This window comes from Streptococcus sp. SM5, from assembly GCF_027497975.1.
In genome coordinates, this window is sequence record NZ_JAJNSC010000017.1 from 34,819 (window position 1) to 57,362 (window position 22,544).

The 22,544-nt window shown below is 39.8% G+C and carries 18 protein-coding genes and 1 pseudogene; 3 read left to right on the forward strand and 16 right to left on the reverse strand.

What is annotated here, in order from left to right:
• Positions 1-43: 43 nt before the first annotated feature.
• The 6 genes and pseudogenes from PAN07_RS12425 to PAN07_RS12450 form a co-directional block, all read right to left on the reverse strand.
• Positions 44-1,759, reverse strand: coding sequence for a restriction endonuclease subunit S (locus tag PAN07_RS12425; RefSeq protein WP_261141358.1), 1,716 nt, complete (start codon positions 1,757-1,759; stop codon positions 44-46).
• 11 nt (positions 1,760-1,770) lie between these two features.
• The gene (locus PAN07_RS12430; protein ID WP_120769863.1) at positions 1,771-2,646 is read right to left on the reverse strand and encodes an Abi family protein; all 876 of its coding nucleotides are present in this window, start codon (positions 2,644-2,646) and stop codon (positions 1,771-1,773) included.
• A 144-nt stretch (positions 2,647-2,790) separates the two neighbouring features.
• Positions 2,791-3,088: pseudogene (locus tag PAN07_RS12435) on the reverse strand (cell filamentation protein Fic); the annotation flags it as partial.
• Positions 3,078-4,649 carry a type I restriction-modification system subunit M gene (locus PAN07_RS12440; RefSeq protein WP_120769862.1) on the reverse strand — a complete coding sequence of 524 codons (1,572 nt, stop codon included), beginning with the start codon at positions 4,647-4,649 and terminating at the stop codon, positions 3,078-3,080. The pseudogene PAN07_RS12435 and the gene PAN07_RS12440, both read right to left, overlap by 11 nt.
• A gap of 107 nt (positions 4,650-4,756) precedes the next feature.
• Positions 4,757-6,070: a reverse transcriptase domain-containing protein gene (locus tag PAN07_RS12445; protein ID WP_162927859.1), complete on the reverse strand. Its 1,314-nt coding sequence runs from the start codon at positions 6,068-6,070 to the stop codon at positions 4,757-4,759.
• A gap of 135 nt (positions 6,071-6,205) precedes the next feature.
• A complete protein-coding gene (locus PAN07_RS12450) occupies positions 6,206-6,397 on the reverse strand; it encodes a hypothetical protein (protein WP_120769860.1) in 192 nt (63 codons plus the stop codon).
• A gap of 560 nt (positions 6,398-6,957) precedes the next feature.
• Between PAN07_RS12450 and PAN07_RS12455 the strand changes: the two genes are divergently transcribed.
• The gene (locus PAN07_RS12455) at positions 6,958-7,575 is read left to right on the forward strand and encodes a TVP38/TMEM64 family protein (protein WP_000076168.1); all 618 of its coding nucleotides are present in this window, start codon (positions 6,958-6,960) and stop codon (positions 7,573-7,575) included.
• A gap of 319 nt (positions 7,576-7,894) precedes the next feature.
• Here the strand turns inward: PAN07_RS12455 and scrK are convergent, their stop codons facing one another.
• Together scrK and PAN07_RS12465 are read right to left on the reverse strand one after the other, a co-directional pair.
• A complete protein-coding gene (scrK, locus tag PAN07_RS12460; protein ID WP_049492068.1) occupies positions 7,895-8,782 on the reverse strand; it encodes a fructokinase ScrK in 888 nt (295 codons plus the stop codon).
• A gap of 149 nt (positions 8,783-8,931) precedes the next feature.
• Positions 8,932-10,818 (reverse strand): sucrose-specific PTS transporter subunit IIBC, encoded by a 1,887-nt coding sequence (locus PAN07_RS12465; RefSeq protein WP_084862947.1) that lies wholly within the window; start codon positions 10,816-10,818, stop codon positions 8,932-8,934.
• Positions 10,819-11,197: 379 nt separating this feature from the next.
• On the opposite strand from PAN07_RS12465, the gene PAN07_RS12470 reads away from it, so the two are divergent.
• Positions 11,198-12,652 carry a glycoside hydrolase family 32 protein gene (locus tag PAN07_RS12470; protein ID WP_261116612.1) on the forward strand — a complete coding sequence of 485 codons (1,455 nt, stop codon included), beginning with the start codon at positions 11,198-11,200 and terminating at the stop codon, positions 12,650-12,652.
• A complete protein-coding gene (locus PAN07_RS12475; protein ID WP_247930437.1) occupies positions 12,633-13,598 on the forward strand; it encodes a LacI family DNA-binding transcriptional regulator in 966 nt (321 codons plus the stop codon). Before PAN07_RS12470 ends, PAN07_RS12475 begins: the two co-directional genes overlap by 20 nt.
• Before the next feature lie 189 nt (positions 13,599-13,787).
• Here PAN07_RS12475 and PAN07_RS12480 read toward each other — a convergent pair whose 3' ends face one another.
• From PAN07_RS12480 to fmt, 8 genes are all read right to left on the reverse strand, one after another.
• Positions 13,788-15,062 carry a hydroxymethylglutaryl-CoA reductase, degradative gene (locus PAN07_RS12480; RefSeq protein ID WP_261083969.1) on the reverse strand — a complete coding sequence of 425 codons (1,275 nt, stop codon included), beginning with the start codon at positions 15,060-15,062 and terminating at the stop codon, positions 13,788-13,790.
• The gene (locus PAN07_RS12485; RefSeq protein ID WP_269798001.1) at positions 15,062-16,234 is read right to left on the reverse strand and encodes a hydroxymethylglutaryl-CoA synthase; all 1,173 of its coding nucleotides are present in this window, start codon (positions 16,232-16,234) and stop codon (positions 15,062-15,064) included. The genes PAN07_RS12480 and PAN07_RS12485 overlap by 1 nt, the downstream gene beginning before the upstream one ends.
• 113 nt (positions 16,235-16,347) lie before the next feature.
• Positions 16,348-16,797, reverse strand: coding sequence for a threonine/serine exporter family protein (locus PAN07_RS12490; RefSeq protein ID WP_025171133.1), 450 nt, complete (start codon positions 16,795-16,797; stop codon positions 16,348-16,350).
• Position 16,798: 1 nt separating this feature from the next.
• Entirely contained in the window at positions 16,799-17,557 is a 759-nt protein-coding gene (locus tag PAN07_RS12495) for a threonine/serine exporter family protein (protein ID WP_000392950.1), read from the reverse strand.
• 103 nt (positions 17,558-17,660) lie between these two features.
• Entirely contained in the window at positions 17,661-19,544 is a 1,884-nt protein-coding gene (gene pknB, locus PAN07_RS12500; RefSeq protein WP_269798002.1) for a Stk1 family PASTA domain-containing Ser/Thr kinase, read from the reverse strand.
• Positions 19,541-20,281, reverse strand: a complete 741-nt coding sequence (locus tag PAN07_RS12505; RefSeq protein ID WP_000406256.1) for a Stp1/IreP family PP2C-type Ser/Thr phosphatase — start codon at positions 20,279-20,281, stop codon at positions 19,541-19,543. Before PAN07_RS12505 ends, pknB begins: the two co-directional genes overlap by 4 nt.
• Positions 20,282-20,295: 14 nt before the next feature.
• The gene (gene rsmB / locus PAN07_RS12510; protein WP_269798003.1) at positions 20,296-21,609 is read right to left on the reverse strand and encodes a 16S rRNA (cytosine(967)-C(5))-methyltransferase RsmB; all 1,314 of its coding nucleotides are present in this window, start codon (positions 21,607-21,609) and stop codon (positions 20,296-20,298) included.
• Positions 21,602-22,537 carry a methionyl-tRNA formyltransferase gene (gene fmt, locus PAN07_RS12515; RefSeq protein WP_269798004.1) on the reverse strand — a complete coding sequence of 312 codons (936 nt, stop codon included), beginning with the start codon at positions 22,535-22,537 and terminating at the stop codon, positions 21,602-21,604. Before fmt ends, rsmB begins: the two co-directional genes overlap by 8 nt.
• Between the last annotated feature and the right edge of the window lie 7 nt (positions 22,538-22,544).

A 22,544-nucleotide genomic window follows, 5' to 3' on the forward strand; every position in this document is an offset into this window, starting at 1 on the left:
TTTTTATTTTAATTGAGATTCTATCTCAAAATGATTAAAGAATTTATCTAGTAAAGTTTAATAATTGTTCTCTCCAGTATTCATACTGTTTCTGTCTTAGTTCGATTTCTTTTGGAAGGCCCTCAGAAAGAGAGTTGGTTAAAGTATTGAAATTGTCAAGGGTAGAGACGATTCTTACTTGTTCAGTAAGAGATGGTAAGTAGAACGTTACTTTATCAATAATATCCTTAGACAATCTAGGAATACTAGCCTTTCGAACCTGTGATTTGAGTCTATCTTGCTTACTTAACAAGACATAGTACATAAATTTATCAGAAATATTATCTGACGTCTCTAACGTGTAGACATCATCTGCTGCCCAAAAGTCCACAGTGCTATACCCAATTTCACCAGCCGCCCCTGCACAAATTACAAAGCTAGTATTTTTCACTCTGTTTGATTCGGTATAATATCCTAAGGGGGCCAAACTATTTTGATAAACTGGAACACTTCCTGAAGTAGTTAGTTGCTTTCTAACAAGTCGTTTCCCACGTTGCAAATTGACAACTTGTCCCACCTTCACTCGAATTGGCCCAAATACCCACTGTAAAAGCTTGATAATAGCGGAGTTGTCCCACTCCTCTACTCTACTCTCAGTGTACTCGCCTTCGGCGACGAATGTCAAGAGTTTTTCTCTAAAATATTCATACTGTTTTTGTCGAAGTTCAATCTCTTTGGGCAGTCCGATGTTGAGGGCATTACAAACCTTGTCAAAATTGTCCAGAACTTGAACAATACGAGACTGGATTTCGAGAGAAGGGACTGGGATTTTGAATTTTTCAGTATCATTACTAGAAATTTGTGGCATCTGCATATTATTAGCGATGTTTTGAAAATGTTCTTTATTATGAACTAAGTAATGATAAATATATCTTAAATTGATATTTTCATTGTCTGAACTGTATGACCAAAATTCATTTTTAAAACTAAATGGTTTTGTACAATATTCAAAATCAATAATCCCGCGAGATTTTACAATAATTGCTTCTTCAGTATGAATATCTTTATCAGGAATATCTCCATAGTTCACATCAGCGTAAGTCTTTCCTCCTGCGAAGATACGGATTGGTGCACCATCTTTGTGAAGTAGTTTCATCTGACCAGCTGTAATTTTAGTCCCTTTTCCTTTTTTTAGACACTCACTTAACATCTTCCACTCAACCTGATAAACTTCATCCTCAAAGGATAAGAGTTTATCTCGATAATAAGAATATTGCTTTTTACGTGAGGTCAATTCTGAGGTCAATTCTGTAACATACTCAGTCATTTTGTCAAGTTTTTGCACGATTTTTTCTTGAATTTCTAACGGAGGAATAGGGATGGAAATTCTTGAAACATCCTTAGGATACACGTGTGGTACTCCTGATCCTTTTTTTAGACTAAAAAGTATTCCTTGTTTTTCAAGGAGATAATGGTATAAATACTTTGTACTTAACATTTTATCAAATGGTTTAATAGAAAAAGCATCTGATACAAATATCGGTTCATTCCAATACATCACAAAACCTGCATATGCACCACTACCTGCAACAGTTATTGTTTCACCTTCTCTGTTAAAGTCTCCATGGAAGTATGCAGGCTTCTGACCTCCAGAAATAACTGGATAAGGTCCATCAGTAGCTGTTTTAGAGGTAATTGTTTTTCCACGTTTTAGAAATACCACTTCCCCTAAATCTTTCCACTCAACAGGACAGTTTTGGATTTCCTCTAGGATGTTCATATTATACTTCCTCATTTCTTTAGTACTTTTTCCCACTCCTCTACAAATCCAATATGATGCAGATGAATTACTGCTTGATAACGTTTAATGAGTGCTGACAATTCACCTAGAAATCCTTCATTCCATTTTTTCTTATCAGGATGGAGGCTTTTAACCGCATAAAGTTGTGCCATTAGTCTATTTTTCAATTTACTATTTTCGTTCATGAAAGTAGGGAGTTGACCAGGGACCTTTGTGAAGCTTGTATAATATAAACGATTATAGTGGGCACAGTAATTTCTTAGAACCACTGCAACTTCTAGATAGGTTCTAACTTGAGTAGACTTTATACCAACATTTTTAGCAATATCTTTCTGGATATCTATCGGAGAATCTGCAAAAAATTTCGAAGTCATTCCAAAAGTAAAAAATTCTACTAAAACCCAGATAGGAAATTCTCCATCATATTTTCGGTGGTGATGCTTATAAATAGGGCTTTTCTTCCTATGTTCCAACTCCTTTTCAACATTTCCTAAAAATTCATTATGTTTATGAAATTTATTAAAAGCAGTCGCTTCTTTATAAGCTAAAGCTCCGTATTTATTTCCATGATGATAGGCGACTTGAGTCCTAAAATACAACTCAATGTCCTCTAAATACTTGAAAATAAGCAAACGTAACTCTGAATCAAAACAAGCAATTCCATAAATTTTCTCCAAAGAAACCTTGCTGGAATCATACTTCTGCGTCTCTTTGTCACGAAAAGGTAAAAAATAAGCAGTTAGCCGATAATAATTAACCTTTTGTAAAATATCAATCGCATACTCATTTGATTTGATATCTTTACATCCGTGCTCAATTAATTTGGCCACCTGCTCATCCCAAGTTTTAAATTCTTTAATTTTCATAGTAACTTCCGTATAAAAAAATGTCCGCCTTGTCACATCAAAGAGAGGTGGGCGGTCCTATTAATTCTATTATACCGTTTTTAACAGATAATTCAAGGATTTTTTACTATTTTTGGAATTATTTTCAATATTTTCAATATAGTATACACGGTAGCCAATCGCTAAAATCATATCGAGATTATAGTAGGCGACTTTTTTTGACTGAGTTTTACCAGCCATTGCACCATGAAGCAGTGGTTGTCAACTGATAGTTGACAACCACTGCTTCATCCAACTCACCATCTTCAAAAATAGCCTTAATATGTTTACTAATATTTTGCTTGGAAGTTTGAAAGAGCTCAGCTAGTTCTTGTTGAGTCAGCCAAACCGTTCCATTATCCAAGTGGAGTTCAATAGCTGACTCACCATCATCTGTTCGATAGAGAATCACATCATTTGCCATAGCTCAGCTCCTCGACAATCTTATCTATCTCTGCACGCAAGTGGTCAATCTTAGTAACGGTCTCAGCTATTTCTTTATTAAGCACATCAATATCAATCTTCTCACGTGTATCTTCTTGTTCGACATAGGTTGAAACAGATAGGTTATAATTCTGCTCTGAACCAATCACATCATTATCAACAAGAGCAGATTTATAGTCAACATTTTGATAATTAGAGAATAATTCAACTATATGTTCGATATTGCTACCCGTCAAAACATTGTTGTTAGTCTCTTTTTTGAATTCCTTACTCGCATCGATAAAGAGCGTTTTGTTCTCTAGTTTATTTTTTGCCAAAACCAAGATAGTCGTTGCGATAGAAGTTCCAAAGAAGAGATTGTCTGGAAGGGAAATCACTGCTTCAACAAAGTTGTTATCTACTAGATACTGACGAATGGTCTTTTCAGCTCCTCCACGATAGAAAATTCCTGGAAAACATACAATAGCTGCTCGACCTTTATTGGATAAGTGATTTAGACTATGCATGATAAAGGCAAAGTCAGCTTTTGATTTAGGAGCTAGCTTACCAGCTGGAGCAAAGCGGTCATCATTTATTAGAGTTGGATCTCCATCTCCCACCCATTTGACAGAATACGGAGGGTTAGAAACGATAGCATCAAATGGCTTTTCTTCTAAATGCTGAGGATTTAAAAGGGTATCTCCTCGCTTAATATCAAAGTTATTGTAGTTGATATTGTGCAAGAACATATTCATACGAGCCAAGTTATAGTTGGTCATGTTAATTTCTTGACCAAAGAATCCATCTTCTAGAATATGGTCTTCATATTGTTTTTTCATTTGAAGAAGGAGAGAGCCTGAACCACATGTTGGGTCATAGACCTTGTTAATCTTGTCCTTGCCGACCATCACTAGACGAGCTAGTAGTTTAGAGACTGTCTGAGGTGTGAAAAATTCACCCCCACTTTTTCCTGCATTACTTGCATAGTTGGAAATCAAGAACTCATAAGCATCCCCAAAAGCATCAATGTCATTTTCCTCAAAGTTACCAAAGTTAATGCTATTGATACCATTTAGGATATCAGATAGGCGCTTATTTTTTTCTGGAACAGTCCCACCAAGGATGTTGCTTCTTGTATCCAAGTTATCAAACAGACCTTTGATATCATCTTCTGATTTGAAGCCAATCGCTGACTTCTCAATAGCTTGAAAAATATTGGCCAATTCTTCGTTTAAATTTTCATTTTGTGAAGCATCCTTGACTACATTTTCAAATAGTTGACTCGGAAGGATAAAGAATCCCTTATCCTCAACTGTCCCTGGTTTAAAATCTTGCTCAGCTTCTTGGTCACTCAATTCAGCATAACGGAATTCTAGATCCCCAGCCTCATGCTCAGCGCGGTCAAAATAATCAGCCATATGCTCTGAAATAAAGCGATAGAAAAGGATTCCTAAAATGTATTGTTTAAAATCCCAACCATCTACAGCTCCTCGAACATCGTCCGCAATCGACCAAATCTTACGATGCAGTTCCTTGCGTTCTGCATTTTCTTTACTTGCCATTTTCACTTCCCTAATTCAATGCATTATCCTTTATATTTTATCATATTTTAAGAAAAAGCACTTAAACCAAGAATAAAAGTGCGTCCTAAAAGTTAGACAGAAAAAATCTAACTTTTGGGATGCAGTACAGAAGAGCGAGTGATGTTCATTTTAGAGTGAATCCTATATCCTAATGCTTTTTCAATTTTTTTCTTTCTATTTTTTAATTGTGATAACATTAGATTAGAAGTATTTGGACTAATTTTATCAAATATTTCCTGGGATCTCTGAGCATATTTTATAAAATTACTAGGATATTTTTTTGATTTTCCAAAATCAGTATACAACGAGTAAATTTTGTGACGATTTGGTAGCTTCTTTAATCCTTTCTTTCTTTGAATACATTTAGATTTGTATATCAATTTTCTACCTTCACGGTAAAATTTATAGATACTCTTTTCACGAATTTTGACATTATTACCATCAAATCGAAAACCTAAATAATCTATACCATTTACTTTGTTGTGTTCATCCAATACCACATTATCATTAATAAAAAATTTTTTATTTTTATCAGTCTGTAAATGAATTTTATTTTCATCTGATAGTTCTTTTAATAAATTTGTAATCTCCTCTACAAAATTATTTCCATACCTAGAATACAGTTTTTCAACATCTAATACAATTATAAAATCATCAGAATATCTTTGATAAAAACCATCAAATTCTTTTGAAAGTTCAGCTAAGCTCCTATCAAAATCAATAGCATAGATATTAGCAAGAACTCCACTTAATGAATTTCCTTGAGGGATTCCAAAAATATTTTTGTTTAATTTGCATTTATTATATTTTTGAAATTTTCTAAAATCACCTATACTTCGAAAATAACTAACATCATTTTTCAGTACCAAAGAATCATCAGAAAAATCTAAAGTACTTTTTTCAATAAAGGCAAATTTAGTTAGTGATTTATATATGTTATACCAATCACTGGGTAATTGTTGAACTTTTAATACTCTCTGCAATCTATCCTTTAATAATTTGTGATCCAATGTATCAAAAAACTTTTCAAAATCACCAATAATTACCAAAGCATTGTCTTGCTTCTCTATAAAAGAAATCGCCTCCGCAGCAAAATTTATACTACTTTGATGTTGTTTATTCGTACGATATGCCACCGAGAAGAAATTTAATTCATTATCCTCCATCCACTCATTGTAGCAAATATTTAGTAATTCAGAGTAATATTTATATATCAAACCATCTAAATGGCCTGCATACATTAGAGGACGAATTTTAAACTTTACAGGTCTACCATCAATATCACTAAACTCATAACCAACGTACTTAGAATTTTTCCGCTCATAACGCAAAAAAGGAAGAAAGCTATGACGAGCAACTTTCTCTGGGTCTGTAATATAATCTATTACCCTATCAATCATTATCCTTTTATCAATATGACGATATTTCTTACACTTATACGATTTGAAATTTATTTTTTCCATAAAACAAAAGGAGCAATATTAGCAATAGGTCGGTATTCCTATAATAAAAGCTAATATTGCACACTTATTAATTTATTTTATAATACCGAATACCAAATTAGTCACGAATGTTAGAACGATTTCTTCAAAGAAATCCATCAGTAGTCCCTCCGATTCTGTAAACTGGTTGATTTGACTAAGAGTCGAACGTAGACGAGGACGTTGTCTAAGTTCGAATCCAAACTGCCGACCGAGGCAGATTGCAACGATAATCAAAATTAACATCTTCTCACCTATATTAATTATAGCACAATTTGTAGCTTGTGAGCAAGCGTCTATCATTGTGACAGATAAATTCGACTTCCCATACGGCTAAACCTATGGACAACTTTATTTTACCATTTAAAAAAACGAAGTCAAGTAATAATTAATTCCATATCTAACTATATTTAGCGATTATTTCAGAACTGATTAATATTAAAATTAACTAACGATTCGAAGGATTCATACTGGACATAAACTTCGTCCATCAGATAGAGACCCTTACTATTTTTAGATTTTAACTTTTCTAGCCTTAGAATACATATAAACTTTAGTAAATACGACTATTCGAAAGCTCGAAGACCTCAAAACTTTCTCATATAAGCTATTCGAAACGTAATTTACTTATAAATTTATGTAATTACACTTATTCTAAAACTAGAATACATGTAAACTTTAGTATGCAGAGCTATTCTAAGTCTCGAAGGCCTGTATTCCCATCCATTCCTCATCAAAAACACTCATTCCCCCTTTCTCCTCCAAAATATGGTATAGTAGAACTATACTATCTATGAGGAGTTTACATGTCACAGGATAAACAAATGAAAGCTGTTTCTCCCCTTCTGCAGCAAGTTATCAATATCTCATCGATTGTCGGCGGGGTTGGGAGTTTGATTTTCTGTATTTGGGCTTATCAGGCTGGGATTTTACAATCTAAGGAAACCCTCTCTGCCTTTATCCAGCAGGCAGGCATCTGGGGGCCACCTCTCTTTATCTTTTTACAGATTTTACAGACTGTCGTTCCTATCATTCCTGGAGCCTTGACATCGGTTGCTGGGGTCTTTATCTACGGCCACATCATCGGGACTATCTACAACTATATCGGGATTGTGATTGGCTGTGCCATTATCTTTTATCTGGTGCGCCTCTATGGGGCTGCCTTTGTCCAGTCTGTCGTCAGCAAGCGTACCTATGACAAGTATATCGGCTGGTTGGATAAGGGCAATCGTTTTGACCGTTTCTTTATCTTTATGATGATTTGGCCCATTAGTCCAGCTGACTTTCTCTGTATGCTGGCTGCCCTGACCAAGATGAGCTTCAAGCGCTATATGACTATCATCATTCTGACCAAGCCCTTTACCCTCGTGGTTTATACCTACGGTCTGACCTATATTATCGACTTTTTCTGGCAAATGCTTTGACATGTAAAAAATCCGTTTGGTTTCCCAAGCGGATTTTTAGAACGTAGATTGACTATAGCTTGATACTAAATATACTTTGGTATGAAAATCATACCTATTTTTCGATAGTGAGGCGAGGACTTACCTAGCCTTTCCGCCGTGATAGAAACACCTGAAATCTAATGGTTTCAGGTGTTCGGAAACTTTGAGACATTAGGCTCAAAGTTTAGGTATGGAATTTCGAAGAAAGTCGCTACCGTCCGTAATCACTTAAGGAAAAGCTCAAAAATATTGTTTTCAACTACAAAATCCGTTTGGTTTCCCAAGCGGATTTTGTGCTTTATTTTGAAACTTCTTTTGCAAGAACAAAGTTTCCAAGAGTAGCAGAACCATTTCCTGCGACTGCTGGAGTGACGATGTACTCACGCACATCTGGCACTGGTAGGTAACCATTGAGAAGAGCTGTAAATTTCTCACGGACACGATCCAGCATGTGTTGTTGAGCCATGACCCCTCCACCAAAGACAATCACGTCTGGTCGGAAAGTCACTGTCGCATTAACCGCGGCTTGAGCGATATAGTAGGCTTGAACATCCCAAACAGGGTTGTTGAGTTCAATGTTTTCCCCACGAACACCTGTACGAGCTTCCAAACTTGGACCAGCTGCATAGCCTTCCAGACATCCTTTATGGAAAGGACAAACACCCTTAAACTCTTTTTCAATATCCATTGGGTGTCTAGCAACATAATAATGACCCATCTCAGGGTGACCCACACCGCCGATAAACTCACCACGTTGGATAACACCTGCACCGATACCTGTACCGATTGTGTAGTAAACCAAGTTTTCGATACGACCACCAGCATTGTTACGGGCAACCACTTCACCATAAGCAGAGCTGTTTACGTCTGTTGTGAAGTACATTGGCACGTTGAGGGCGCGACGAAGGGCACCAAGCAAGTCCACATTTGCCCAGTTTGGTTTTGGAGTCGTTGTGATAAAACCATAAGTTTTTGAGTTTTTGTCAATATCAATGGGACCAAATGAACCAACTGCAAGACCAGCAAGGTTATCGAATTTTGAGAAGAACTCAATGGTTTTATCGATTGTTTCGATTGGAGTTGTTGTTGGAAATTGTGTTTTTTCTACAACGTTAAAGTTTTCATCACCGACAGCACAGACAAACTTTGTACCGCCCGCTTCCAAGCTTCCATATAATTTTGTCATGATAAACCTCTTGTTTTTATTTTCTTTATTATAGCATATTTTAAAAATCTAAGTTTCTCAATTTTTTAGATTTTCCTCTGTAAATCTTACCATTCAAGCAAAAACGAACAAACATGTCATTTGTTCGTTTTCACATTAGAGAGGATTGATTAGATTTTCACTTCGATCACAGCATCCCCCTTCGCAACTGAACCTGTTGCGACTGGAGCTACTGAAGCGTAGTCAGCTGTATTTGTAACGATAACCATTGTTGTATCATCAAGTCCAGCTGCAGCGATTTTGTTTGAGTCAAATGTTCCAAGAACATCGCCAGCTTTCACCTTGTCACCTTGAGCAACTTTTGCTTCAAAACCTTCACCATTCATAGATACAGTGTCAATACCAACGTGGATCAAAACTTCAGCACCATCAGTTGTTTTCAAACCAAAAGCGTGTCCTGTTGGAAAGGCAATTGAAACTTCAGCATCAGCTGGTGCATATACCACACCTTGGCTAGGTTTCACAGCGATACCTTGTCCCATAGCTCCACTTGAGAATACTGGGTCATTAACATCAGCAAGAGCAACAACGTCACCAACGATAGGAGTTACAAGTGTTTCATTTTGAAGAGTTGCTGGAATGTTACCAGTTGTTTCTTCTTGGACCAAACGTTCTGTCTCTACTTCAGTAGCAACTTCTTTTTCATCCTCATAACCAAACATATAAGTAAGAGCGAAACCAAGAACGAATGATACAGCTACCATAAGAAGGTATTGTGCAAGTTGTCCGTTACCGATGTAAAGCATTGTACCAGGGATGACGGTGATACCATTACCAGTACCTGCAAGTCCAAGGATAGAAGCCAATCCACCACCGATTGCACCAGCAATCAATGAAAGGAAGAATGGTTTACGGAAACGCAAGTTAACCCCGAAAATAGCAGGCTCTGTAATACCTAGGAAGGCAGAAAGAGCAGCTGGGAAAGCAAGTGTTTTTAGTTTTGGATTTTTAGTTTTAACACCAACCGCAACAGTCGCAGCACCTTGAGCTGTCATAGCAGCTGTGATGATCGCGTTGAATGGGTTAGCATGGTCAGCAGCAAGCAATTGAACTTCAAGCAAGTTGAAAATGTGGTGCACACCTGACACGACAATCAATTGGTGAACCCCACCGATCAAGAAACCACCAAGACCAAATGGCAAGCTGAGGATCGCTTTTGTAGCGATAAGGATGTAGTTTTCAACGACGTGGAAGACCGGTCCAATGACAAAGAGTCCAAGGATAGACATGACCAAAAGTGTAACAAATGGCGTTACCAAGAGGTCAATGACATCTGGAACAACCTTGCGGACAGCTTTTTCAAATTTAGCTCCGACAACCCCGATGATGAAGGCTGGAAGAACAGAACCTTGCAAACCAACAACAGGGATGAAACCAAAGAAGTTCATAGCTGTTACTTCACCACCTGAAGCGACTGCCCAAGCGTTTGGAAGCGAGTCAGAAACAAGCATCATACCAAGAACGATACCAACGGCTGGATTTCCACCGAATACACGGAAGGTTGACCACACAACCAAACCTGGCAAGATGATAAAGGCTGTATCTGTCAAGATTTGCGTGTAAGTTGTCACGTCAGCTGGAAGTGTCATTCCAAGAGCAGTCAATAGACCACGTACACCCATGAAAAGACCTGTTGCTACGATAACTGGGATGATTGGAACGAAAACGTCACCGAAAGTACGGATAGCACGTTGGAACCAGTTCCCTTGTTTGGCAGCTTCTGCTTTCATATCATCTTTAGATGATGTTGGCAAACCAAGTGCAACAACTTCATCGTACATTTTGTTAACTGTACCTGTACCAAAGATGATTTGGTATTGACCTGAGTTAAAGAAAGCACCTTGAACTTTTTCCAAGTTCTCAATCACTTCTTTATTGATTTTTCCTTCATCTTTGACCATGACACGAAGACGAGTCGCACAGTGGGCAACACTGTTGACATTTTCACGTCCGCCCAAGGCATCGATGACTTTTTTTGCAATTTCCTGATTGTTCATTTGCAAAAATCTCCTTATATAAAATTTTGTTCTTGTTTGAAAGCGATTTTATCCGCCCTACGACTATTATTTTATCATGTTTTAGAAATATGTCAAGCGTTTTGCAGAAAAAATATTCTATCCACTTAGTAAGCATGCTTTAGATTGATTGATTTTGACTGTTTTATCAGGTATTCCTTGAAAAAATAAGTTTAAAATCTTATTTAAAAGGGTTTTGTTTCATTCTCTTTCATATTTTCGTGAAAATTTGATTGATTTCCTGCATTTATTTTGTGACAAACGTTTGACAGTTTTTTCTTTTTTTTAACATAAAAGGCTTGCTTTTTTTTCCGAAAACGGTTACTATTAAAAGTGATAAGATTTTTGGAGGAATGAATGAATGAAATGGACAACTGAGCGTCGTTACAGACTTTATCAAGATTGGACGCAAGAAGAAATTCAACATATAAAAGAAAATATGGCACAATCTCCATGGCATACTCATTACCATGTTGAGCCAAAAACAGGACTCCTAAACGACCCAAATGGCTTTTCTTACTTTGATGGAAAGTGGATTGTTTTTTATCAGAACTTTCCTTTTGGTGCAGCCCATGGTTTGAAATCTTGGGTTCAATTGGAAAGTGAGGACTTGGTTCATTTCACAGAAACTGGAGTCAAAGTTTTGCCTGACACTCCATTAGATAGCCACGGTGCCTACTCTGGTTCTGCCATGCAGTTTGGCGATAACTTATTCCTATTTTATACAGGAAATGTCCGCGATGAAAATTGGATCCGTCACCCATACCAGATTGGGGCTTTGATGGATAAGGAAGGCAATATTACGAAGATTGACAAGATCTTAATTGACCAGCCGGCAGACTCTACAGACCACTTCCGCGATCCGCAAATTTTTAATTTTAAAGGTCAATACTATGCCATCGTCGGTGGACAAGATTTGGAGAAAAAAGGCTTCGTTCGTCTCTACAAAGCTATTGACAACGACTACACAAACTGGCAAGCTGTTGGCGACCTTGACTTTGCTAACGACCGCACTGCCTATATGATGGAATGCCCAAATCTGATCTTTGTAGGGGAGCAACCTGTCCTTCTTTACTGCCCACAAGGATTGGATAAGAAAGTTCTAGATTACGATAATATCTATCCAAATATGTATAAGATTGGGGCTTCCTTTGACCCTGAAAATGCCAAAATGGTAGATGTGTCTCAACTTCAAAACATGGACTATGGTTTCGAAGCCTATGCAACTCAAGCCTTCAACTCTCCTGATGGACGTGCTCTAGCTGTTAGCTGGCTTGGTTTGCCAGATGTTTCTTACCCTTCTGATCGTTTTGACCACCAAGGAACCTTCTCTTTGGTCAAAGAACTCACTATCAAAGACGGTAAACTCTACCAATACCCAGTCGCAGCTGTCAAGGACCTTCGTGCTTCTGAAGAAGCCTTCTCAAATCGTGCCCAAACCAATAACACTTACGAACTTGAACTCAACTTGGAAGCCAATAGCCAGAGCGAGATTGTCTTACTTGCTGATAAAGAAGGCAAGGGACTTTCCATCAACTTTGACCTTGTAAATGGTCAAGTGACAGTAGATCGTAGCCAGGCTGGTGAACAGTATGCCCAAGAATTTGGAACTATTCGTTCTTGCCCAATCGAGAATCAGGCTACTACTGCTACAATCTTCATCGATAATTCTGTCTTTGAAATTTTCATCAATAAAGGAGAAAAAGTATTTTCTGGTCGTGTCTTCCCACATGCGGACCAAAATGGGATCCTAATTAAATCTGGAAACCCAACTGGAACTTACTATGAATTAGATTATGGTCGCAAAACTAACTGATGTCGCCAAACTTGCAGGCGTCAGCCCTACTACCGTTTCTCGGGTTATCAATAAAAAAGGCTATCTATCTGAAAAAACCATTCAAAAGGTCAATGAAGCTATGCGAGAATTGGGCTATAAACCCAACAACCTGGCTCGCAGTCTACAAGGAAAATCAGCTAAGTTAATCGGCTTGATTTTCCCCAATATTTCTAACGTTTTCTATGCAGAATTGATTGATAAGTTGGAACACCAACTCTTCAAAAATGGATATAAGACCATCATTTGCAACAGCGAGCACGATTCTGAGAAGGAACGCGAATACATCGAAATGTTGGAAGCTAATCAGGTAGACGGCATCATTTCTGGTAGTCACAACTTGGGAATCGAAGACTACAATCGTGTGACAGCACCGATTATTTCCTTTGACCGAAATCTGTCTCCAGACATTCCAGTCGTTTCCTCTGACAATTATGCTGGTGGGGTTCTCGCAGCCCAGACCTTAGTCAAGACAGGTGCCCAGTCTATCATCATGATTACAGGGAATGACAATTCTAATTCGCCAACCGGACTACGCCACGCTGGCTTTGCATCTATTCTCCCCAAAGCACCTATTATCAATGTTTCCAGTGACTTTTCTCCAGTCAGAAAAGAAATGGAAATCAAGAATATCTTGACCCATCAAAAACCAGATGCCATCTTTGCTTCGGATGATTTGACCGCTATTCTAGTCATTAAAATTGCCCAAGAACTGGGTATTTCTGTTCCTGAAGAGCTCAAGGTCATCGGCTATGATGGTACCTACTTTATCGAGAATTACTATCCTCATTTGACGACTGTGAAGCAACCTATGCAAGAGATTGCCCAACTCACTGTTGACCTACTCTTACAAAAAATCGAAGGTAAGGAAGTCGCGACAACTGGTTACTTCTTACCAGTCACCCTATTACCAGGAAAAAGTATTTAATACTCTTCAAAAATCTCTTCAAACCACGTCAGCGTCGCCTTACCGTAGATATATGTAACTGACTTCGTCAGTCTTATCTACAACCTCAAAGCAGTGCTTTGAGCAGCTTGCGGCTAGCTTCCTAGTTTGCTCTTTGATTTTCATTGAGTATAAGCACAAGAAAACTCAGACTGCCTTCGTCTGAGTTTTTTATAATCTTAAATTTTCGAGATAGCGCTGGGCTGTCTCAAGGTTAAAGGTTTTATCTGCGATAAGTTGCTCGACTAGGGGAGCAACTTCAGATTCACTGGCACCTGCTAGGAGAGCCAAGGATTTGGCCTGCAATTTCATGTGCCCTTGCTGAATCCCTGTGCTCACCAAGGCTTTGAGAGCCGCAAAGTTTTGGGCAAGACCGATAGACACGATAAGCTGGGCTAATTCTTTAGCAGAAGGATTTCCCAGTAGTTCATGACTGAGGGCTACACGAGGGTTGAGACCGATAGAGCCACCCTTTGTCGCTACAGGCATAGGCAGGGTCATCTCACCGACCAATTCTTCTCTCTCAACGTCCAGTGTCCATTGACTAAGACCTTGATAGTGTCCTTCTCTACTAGCAAAGGCATGAGCTCCTGCCTCAATAGCACGCCAGTCATTACCAGTTGCAATCAAAACAGCATCAATACCATTAAAAATCCCTTTATTGTGGGTAGCAGCTCGATAAGAATCAGCTTGCGCAAATTGGCTAGCCAAAGCCATTCTCTCCGCAATTTCTCGTCCTTGATCCTTTTGGCGGCTCAAGTAACGAAAGGCGATGCGACAGCTTGCAGTCACCAGAGAATCAGTCGCGTAATTAGACAGGATTCCCATAAGACTCTGTCCCTGACTGAGTTCTTCTAAGACTGGTTTCAAGGCTTCCAGCATGGTGTTGAGCATATTGGCTCCCATAGCTTCCTGGGTATCGACATGGAGATAAACAACGAGAAAGTCAGTTTCGCCTTTTATCTGCTCTACATGCAAATCACGCGCCCCACCCCCACGTTTGACGATAGAAGGATAGGCCTGATTGGCAAGTTCCAAGAGCTCAGTCTTTTTGTTTGTAATCTTCTCTTGAGCTTGTTCAGGTTCAGCAACTTGATAAAGGGCTACCTGACCAATCATCCGGCGCTCATGAACCTGAGCAGTAAAGCCACCTGCTCGCTTGATGATTTTACTGGCATAGCTGGCCGCAGCAACCACTGAGGGTTCTTCTGTCACATAGGGAACTGTGTATTCCTGACCGTTAACGAGAACCTCTGGGACTAGCGAATAAGGCAGAGAAAAAGTTCCCACTACATTCTCACTCAGCTGGTCTGCGACAGTCACACTAATCTGTTCACCCTGCTCTAGACTAGCTTGCTTCTCAGGACTAAGGAGCGCCTTAGCTTTTAACAGCTCAAGGCGCTCATGGTATGATTTTTTAGAAAATCCATTCCAACTTATCTTCATTATTTTTCAACCTTGCTATAACGGCGTTGGTGGTCCACAATTTCAACCAAGGCATAGTCTTGATTTTCATAGCCAGCAAACTGAGCAGAATTTGTTTCATCTAAGTCTACTTCCTCAAAGAAGACTTTTTCATAGTCAGCAACAGACAGGGCAGTTCGTTGGTTGAGCTTGTTCAAACGGTCCTTATCCAGATAAGCTTCATATCCTTCAATCAATTCACCACTGAAGAACTCAGCTACAGCCCCACTTCCGTAACTATAAAGGGCAATTTTATCCCCAGCCTTCAAGCTATCTGTATTTTCCAAGAGAGACAAAAGTCCAAGGAAAAGCGAACCTGTATAGATATTCCCCACCTTTTGACTGTAGAGAATAGACTGGTCAAAATGCTTTTGCAAGAGGTCTTTTTTCTCTTGAGGCAGGCTCTTATCCATGATTTTTTTCAAGCCTTTTAGTGCTAATTTAGGATAAGGCAAGTGGAAGCAAACCGCAGCAAAATCATCTAAGGTAAGCTGGAAGCGTTTTTGGTATTCAAGCCAAGTCGTTTTCAAACTATCCAAATATTGTTGGGTAGAATAGACACCATTTACATACGGAGTTGTTGAGTAATTTGGACGCCAGAAATCCATGATGTCACGAGTCTGAGCCACATTGTCGTTATTAAAGGCCATAATACGTGGATTTTGTGTAATCAACATAGCCACACTTCCTGCACCCTGAGTGGGTTCTCCTGGAGTTTCAATACCATATTTGGCAATATCGCTTGCGATGACCAAGACCTTGGACTCTGGAGAATTTTCCACATGCAATTTGGCATAATGAAGGGCCGCTGTCGCTCCATAGCAAGCTTCTTTAATCTCGAAACTACGAGCAAAGGGCTGGATGCCCAGCAAACCATGCACAAAGACGGCCGCAGCCTTACTCTGGTCAATTCCTGACTCGGTAGCCACAATGACCATGTCAATTTCTTGTCTCTCTTGCTCAGTTAAAATAGAGTCACTTGCACTGGCCGCCAAGGTCACGATATCCTCAGTTAGGGGTGCAATACTCAATTCCTTGAGCAAAAGTCCTTTGCTTAATTTTTCAGGGTCAATACCCCTCGCTTCTGCTAAGTCTTGTAATTTCAAGACATATTGACTGGTCGCAAAACCAATCTTATCTATACCGATTGTCATATTTACCTCTGTTTTATCATTCATTGTAAAAAATCGTTCTATACTATTTTATCACAAATGGCAGTAAAAGAGAGAAAAAAGACTTGATTCACCAAATCAAGTCTCTTGTTCGTCTAACGATTTTGCTGTTTTCGTAAGTAGGAATACAGTCTGAGAATCACTGTTCCGCTAGCCATTCCAATGGAAATCACCAAAGCCAACATGACAACTAAAGTTGCACTGGCAATGGCGTGACTATAGTCTCCAGTCACAAAAAAGGCAGTTGTCCGATAAGAAAGGTATCCCGGAACCAGTGGTGCCAAGATTGCCAAGATAAAGACAACAGCAGGGGTCTTGTAAAGAATACTTAAAATCTGGCTGACACAAGACCCGATAATGGCGGCAATGAAGGTAGCTACAATGACATTGGTTGGTTCCTTGAGCAAGAGATAGATTAGCCAAACAGCCATGCCCAAAATCCCTCCTGGTAAGAGCATAGACCGCTGAACATTGAGTACGATTAAAAAAGTGATGATAGCAAGAAGACTTGCTACTGCTTGTAATAAAAAGGTTGTTAGTGTCATATTAGTTCATCAATACCAAGGCGACAGAAGTTCCTGCCCCTAAAGCAAGGGTAATGAGTAGGGATTCAAACATCTTACTCATACCAGAGTTTATGTGGTTGGTCATAATATCACGAACCGCATTGGTCAAGGCAATCCCTGGTACAAACGGCATGACCGCACCAGCTATAATCAAGTCTGCTGTCGAAGGAAAGCCTGTGTAGCGAGCCCAAAATTGAGCAATCATCCCAAAGACAAAGGCTCCAGCAAAGGCTGTTACAAAGGGAATTCTGATAAACTTCTCCACATAGAGGGAAAAGGCAAAACCAAATAAAGTAGCCACTCCTGCCCCAAGTGCGTCGTAGATATTTCCACTAAACATAATTGAAAAGAAAGGGGCACTAAAGGTCGCAGCCAGAGTCACCTGTAACTTGGTATAGGGAAGCGGTTGGGCTTGCAAAGTCGTCAATTGCTTGAAGGCTGTCTCTAAATCAATCTGCCCCCCAACCAGCTGACGAGAAATCTGGTTCACATCGCAGACTTTTTCGATGTTATAAGAAGAGGAGGTTACACGCTTCATGCGCGAAATATTGGTATTTTCAATAGAGAAAAAGATTGCAGCAGGCATGGCAAGAACATTGCAATCCACAATCCCCTGCGAATGCGCAATTCGGATCATGGTATCTTCTACACGATGAATCTCTGAGCCACTTTTGAGAAGAATGGTTCCAGCTAACATAATCACATCGATGACGGCATTTAATTCTCTTGATTCTTCCATGCGTTCCTCCTTTTATCAACTCCTTCTATTCTATCACAAATCTGGAGTCAAAAAAAATCTTTGCCATGAAATCATGACAAAGATTGAATTATGTATATGAAGTCTATTGATTTCGTTGACTTCCAGTTCCATCTTGTGTAGGTGTTGTTGGATGGTTACCTTGTGTTGGGTTTGTAGTATCAGTTTGACCAGAATTATGTTCTGACGAAGGTAGACTACTTGAAGGTGAAGTTTTTTTAGGTTTATAAATATATAGTTTAACTATCGGATTGCTTAAATCGAGTTTTTCATCCGGTGCAGGACTTTGTTTCGCAATCTCGCCTTCTTTAATTCCTTCTTGTCCTATCTCCACTTCTTTAATTTCAATTCTATCTTCACTAATACCTATACTTTTAAGATTATTTCTAGCAAATTCAAGACTCGAGCCAATGTAGTTTGGCATTGAAATAAAATTTACTTTTTTAGCAACAGTTTTAGCAACAGTCAGAACTATTTGAGTTGCCTTGCTAAGATCATAGGTTGTTCCCTCCGGTAAACTTTGTTTCATGATTGTACCAGCTTCGATTTCGTTGGATTCTTCTTCCTCAATCTTAATTAGATTTTCTGGAACCTTCTTACCTTTCAACTCTGCCACTACATCACTAGATTTTCTTCCAAGATAATTTCCGAGTTGGAAAGACTGCTGACCAGAAGACACAATCAAATTAATTTTTGTTCCTTCTTTGCGTGTCGTACCGGCGTCAGGATCGGTACGAATAACACGACCTTCTTCAACCTTATCACTAGCCTCTGTTTTTTCTTCACCAACCTCAAAATTGGCTTTCTTAAGCGCTTCTTTAGCCTCAGCAACCGTCTGACCTGCCACCTTTGGAACGGCAATGGTAGCGGGCGTTCTATATAAAATCCATACCAAGGATGCCACAACTAACAAGAAGGTCGCCAATAAAATTGGATAACGTGCTTTCAGGCGACGCCGTTTGGTTGGCTTTGGACTAGGTACTGGTTTTTCTGTCTGATGAGGCTGGGGCTTAGATTGAGGTCTTCCCTCTTGTACCGGAGCTTTAGGAATAGAAGTCAGAGTACTTTGTGGAACTTTAGGAAGAGTTTTAGTATCTGCCTTAGTTGCATCGTCAAAGACTAGCTTTGGTTCATTACGACGATTATTAGACAAACTACTCGACAAATCCACATACATTTCAGCGACTGATTTGTAGCGATCTGTCAATTTCTTGGCAGTTGCCTTAATAACAACATTTTCTAAAGCCTGAGGCACAGATGGATTTTCAGCTATAACCGATGGCAATGGTTTCTGGAAATGCTGGAGGGCGATGGTCACTGCGCTATCCCCATCGTAAGGAATATGACCTGTCAGCATCTCATAGAAAATAATCCCCATGGCATAGATATCACTCTGCACAGTTGCTTTAGAACCACGCGCCTGCTCTGGAGACAAATAATGAACGGAACCTAGCATTGAGTTGGTCTGAGTCAGACTTGTCTCTGCAAAGGCTACTGCGATCCCAAAGTCTGTAACTTTGGCAGTCCCATCTGGGGTCAAAAGGATATTTTGCGGTTTCAAATCCCTGTGAACAATCCCTCGAGTATGGGCTAAGCGCATAGCCAGAAGGATTTGTCCCATGATTCGAATCGCTTCTTCATTTGAAAGAGGGTGATGTTCCTTGATATAGCGTTTGAGATCTAACCCAGCAACATATTCCATTGCGAGATACTGTTGTCCCTCTTCTTCACCGATATCTGTAATCCGAACGATATGAGGATGGTCCAAATCCGCCATGGCTCTTGCTTCCCGCTGGAAACGCGCCACAGCAATCGGGTCTGTCTGGTAGTTGGTTCTCAGGACCTTTACTGCCACTTCTTCCCCGTCTAGAATCAAATCTTTAGCCAAGTAAACATCTGCCATGCCTCCTCGACCAATCTGTTTGAGAATCCGATACCGCCCGGCAAAAATCTTGCCGATTTGGATCATTCTGTTTCCTCCTCATTAACAGCAATAAGGGCAACTGTGATGTTGTCTAAACCACCTGCATTGTTGGCAAAACGGATCAAGGTTGCTGCCTTATCTGCCAAAGAAATATCGCTGGTTACAATATCAGAAATCTCACTGCCTGAAATCATATTTGTCAAACCATCACTATTGAGTAAGAGATAGTCACCAGGCTCAAGGGTGATCATTCCAAAATCAGGCTGAATTTCGTCTTTTTGACCGATTGACTGGGTAATAATATTTTTCTGTGGATGGCTAGCAGCTTCTTCAGGTGTCAATTGACCTGCCTTAAGCAATTCATTGACCAAAGAATGGTCGCTCGTTAACTGGTGGTATTCTTCTCCACGAATCAAACCGATACGAGAATCCCCAATGTGGGCATAGATAGCCTGATTATCAATAATCGCTACAGCCTCAAGGGTTGTTCCCATTCCTTTATAGGCTTCATTTTGTCCCAATTGGTTAATCCTTTGATTTTCAATCTCAAGGTTGTTAGCAAACCATTCACGCACTTCATTAACTGTATCGATTTGAGTATCCACCCAAGCTACACCTAGGTCTGTTACCGCCATTTCACTAGCGATATTCCCCGCGCGATGACCTCCCATACCATCAGCTAGGATAATCATGGTACGCCCAGCTCTATTGACATAGTGGTTGACATAGTCTTGGTTATTTGTTCGTTTCTGACCAACATCTGTTAATAATGAAATTTCCATGTGTTAGTTCCTTCCTAATCTGATATCCTGCGAAATTGGCTGATGAAGAATCCATCACTTCCATACAATTCAGGGGTGATGAGGATACAGCCATCTTTCATGATATCCTTACATTCATGTTCTAGTTTCACCTGCTCAAATTCAGGATGACTTTCTAAAAATGCCTGTACGACTTGAAAGTTCTCCTCTGAGACAATAGTACAGGTACTATAAGTTATTATACCACCTTTGCCTAGTGTTTGACAAACACTACCTAATATTTCTAGCTGAATTTCCTGTAAGGATGCAAAATCTGCCGTTTCTTTGTTGTATTTGATATCAGGTTTCCGGCGTAGAAGACCGATTCCTGAACAGGGAGCATCCACTAAAATCTTGTCAAAGGAATTCTGACCAAAAAACTCATGCACCTTTCTGGCATCCAATTTTTGCGTTTGAACCCGTTCTGCGACCCCCAAACGTTGGGCATTTTCTTGAATTAAGTCCAACTTATGGTCGTACAAGTCCAGAGCAGTAACCTGACCTGTCGTAAGATAAGAGGCTATATGAGCTGTTTTCCCACCCGGAGCCGCACAAGAATCAAGCACTCGCTCATCTCCCTGCAAATTCAAAGTCGGAGCAACCAATTGACTGGACTCGTCTTGAATGGTAATGGCTCCCTTCGCAAACAAATCATGACCTGCAAAGTGCCCCTGCTCCTTAACCAGACCAGAAGGAGACAAAGGTGAATCACTAGCCTCCAACAAGGCTTGGATTTCCTCTTTTCGACTTAAATCAGTCACACGAATACTGGCTTTGTTGCGCACCAGAAGACTTTCAAAGATGGCTTGTGCTCGCTCTTCTCCATATTCTTCCTTGAGCTTAGCAACTAGCCAAACCGGTAGAGAATAGGCAATGGAATCACGTTTGTTTTTTCGTTTGATGCTGGCAATATCTGGCCAGCCTTCACGCAAGATACGGCGAAGGACAGCATTGACCAATTTTTCACTGCCTTTTTTACGGACTTTGGCCAATTCCACTGCTTCATTAACCACAGCATGGTCTGGAATCTTATTCAAATAGCGAAGTTGGTAGGCACTCATGAGAAGAAGGACATAGAGCCAACTGTCTAACTGGTCTCTATCATCGATAAAGTGGGATAGGTACCATTCCAGAGTCAGTTTACGGGCTACCGTTCCATAGACCAGCTCGGTCGCCAAACCCTTGTCCGCTGCTGAAAGTTGACTTCCCTTGAGATGTTTATTCAAGGAGATATTTGAGTATGCTTGATTGATAAAGACATCCTCTAATACTGCTAGAGCTAGACTTCTAGCCGTTTCTACTTTAGTCACCAAATCGTTCTCCTACAGTCAATGTACGTCCAACTCCGTTGAGAAAGGAAGCAATGTCCATCTTAGGTTTACCTGCTGGCTGAACTTGTTTGAGAGACAAAGCTCCTTCTGCCGTTGCGACAATCAATTCTTTCTTACCAATTGAGAGGATCTCACCTGGATTTCCCTGACCTTCTACTGGTAGGGCTTCATAAATCTTAAAGCGGTCGCCCTTAAGAAAAGTATGGGCAACAGGCCACGGATTCATTCCACGGATTTGGTTGAAAAGTTGACGATTGCTTTTAGTCCAATCTAGTTTTTCTTCTTCTGGCTTGATATTTGGCGAGAAGGTAACCTGACTTGGATCTTGCGGTTCAGGTTTGATGTCACCAGCAATATAGGCAGGCAAAGTGTCCAAAAGCAAATCTCGACCAACAATCGCTAATTTCTCAAACAAGGTGCCAACATTGTCCTCATCTGTGATAGGAATGCTACGACGGGAAATAATATCTCCTGCATCCATTTCCTTGACCATTTCCATAATGGTCACACCAGCTTCCTCATCCCCTTGAATCAAGGCATAATGGATAGGCGCACCACCACGGTGTTTAGGAAGGAGGGAGGCATGAACATTGACCGCAAAATCCATGCTATCAAGAAGTTTACTTGGAAGAAATTGCCCAAAAGCAGCAGTCACAATTCCATCTGCTCCTAGCTTCATAATAGCTTCCATCTCTGGACTTCCAGATAATTTTTCAGGTTGGTAGATAGGAAGTCCTGCTTCTTTGGCAGTCTGCTTGACTGGAGTTTCTTTGATTACTTTTTTACGGCCGACAGCACGGTCTGGCTGGGTCACAACAGCTAGAATTTCGTAACGGTCATCTGTCAAAAGTCCTTTTAAGACTGTTGCTGAAAAATCGGGTGTCCCCATAAAGATTAATTTTGTCATATCTTCT

What these genes read in the sequence shown, in the direction of transcription:
- PAN07_RS12425 (WP_261141358.1), bottom strand. Translation starts at nt 1,759, where the DNA reads ATGAACATCCTAGAGGAAATCCAAAACTGTCCTGTTGAGTGGAAAGAT.
- PAN07_RS12430 (WP_120769863.1), bottom strand. Translation starts at nt 2,646, where the DNA reads ATGAAAATTAAAGAATTTAAAACTTGGGATGAGCAGGTGGCCAAATTA.
- PAN07_RS12440 (WP_120769862.1), bottom strand. Translation starts at nt 4,649, where the DNA reads ATGGCAAGTAAAGAAAATGCAGAACGCAAGGAACTGCATCGTAAGATT.
- PAN07_RS12445 (WP_162927859.1), bottom strand. Translation starts at nt 6,070, where the DNA reads ATGATTGATAGGGTAATAGATTATATTACAGACCCAGAGAAAGTTGCT.
- PAN07_RS12450 (WP_120769860.1), bottom strand. Translation starts at nt 6,397, where the DNA reads ATGTTAATTTTGATTATCGTTGCAATCTGCCTCGGTCGGCAGTTTGGA.
- PAN07_RS12455 (WP_000076168.1), top strand. Translation starts at nt 6,958, where the DNA reads ATGTCACAGGATAAACAAATGAAAGCTGTTTCTCCCCTTCTGCAGCAA.
- scrK (WP_049492068.1), bottom strand. Translation starts at nt 8,782, where the DNA reads ATGACAAAATTATATGGAAGCTTGGAAGCGGGCGGTACAAAGTTTGTC.
- PAN07_RS12465 (WP_084862947.1), bottom strand. Translation starts at nt 10,818, where the DNA reads ATGAACAATCAGGAAATTGCAAAAAAAGTCATCGATGCCTTGGGCGGA.
- PAN07_RS12470 (WP_261116612.1), top strand. Translation starts at nt 11,198, where the DNA reads ATGAAATGGACAACTGAGCGTCGTTACAGACTTTATCAAGATTGGACG.
- PAN07_RS12475 (WP_247930437.1), top strand. Translation starts at nt 12,633, where the DNA reads ATGGTCGCAAAACTAACTGATGTCGCCAAACTTGCAGGCGTCAGCCCT.
- PAN07_RS12480 (WP_261083969.1), bottom strand. Translation starts at nt 15,062, where the DNA reads ATGAAGATAAGTTGGAATGGATTTTCTAAAAAATCATACCATGAGCGC.
- PAN07_RS12485 (WP_269798001.1), bottom strand. Translation starts at nt 16,234, where the DNA reads ATGACAATCGGTATAGATAAGATTGGTTTTGCGACCAGTCAATATGTC.
- PAN07_RS12490 (WP_025171133.1), bottom strand. Translation starts at nt 16,797, where the DNA reads ATGACACTAACAACCTTTTTATTACAAGCAGTAGCAAGTCTTCTTGCT.
- PAN07_RS12495 (WP_000392950.1), bottom strand. Translation starts at nt 17,557, where the DNA reads ATGGAAGAATCAAGAGAATTAAATGCCGTCATCGATGTGATTATGTTA.
- pknB (WP_269798002.1), bottom strand. Translation starts at nt 19,544, where the DNA reads ATGATCCAAATCGGCAAGATTTTTGCCGGGCGGTATCGGATTCTCAAA.
- PAN07_RS12505 (WP_000406256.1), bottom strand. Translation starts at nt 20,281, where the DNA reads ATGGAAATTTCATTATTAACAGATGTTGGTCAGAAACGAACAAATAAC.
- fmt (WP_269798004.1), bottom strand. Translation starts at nt 22,537, where the DNA reads ATGACAAAATTAATCTTTATGGGGACACCCGATTTTTCAGCAACAGTC.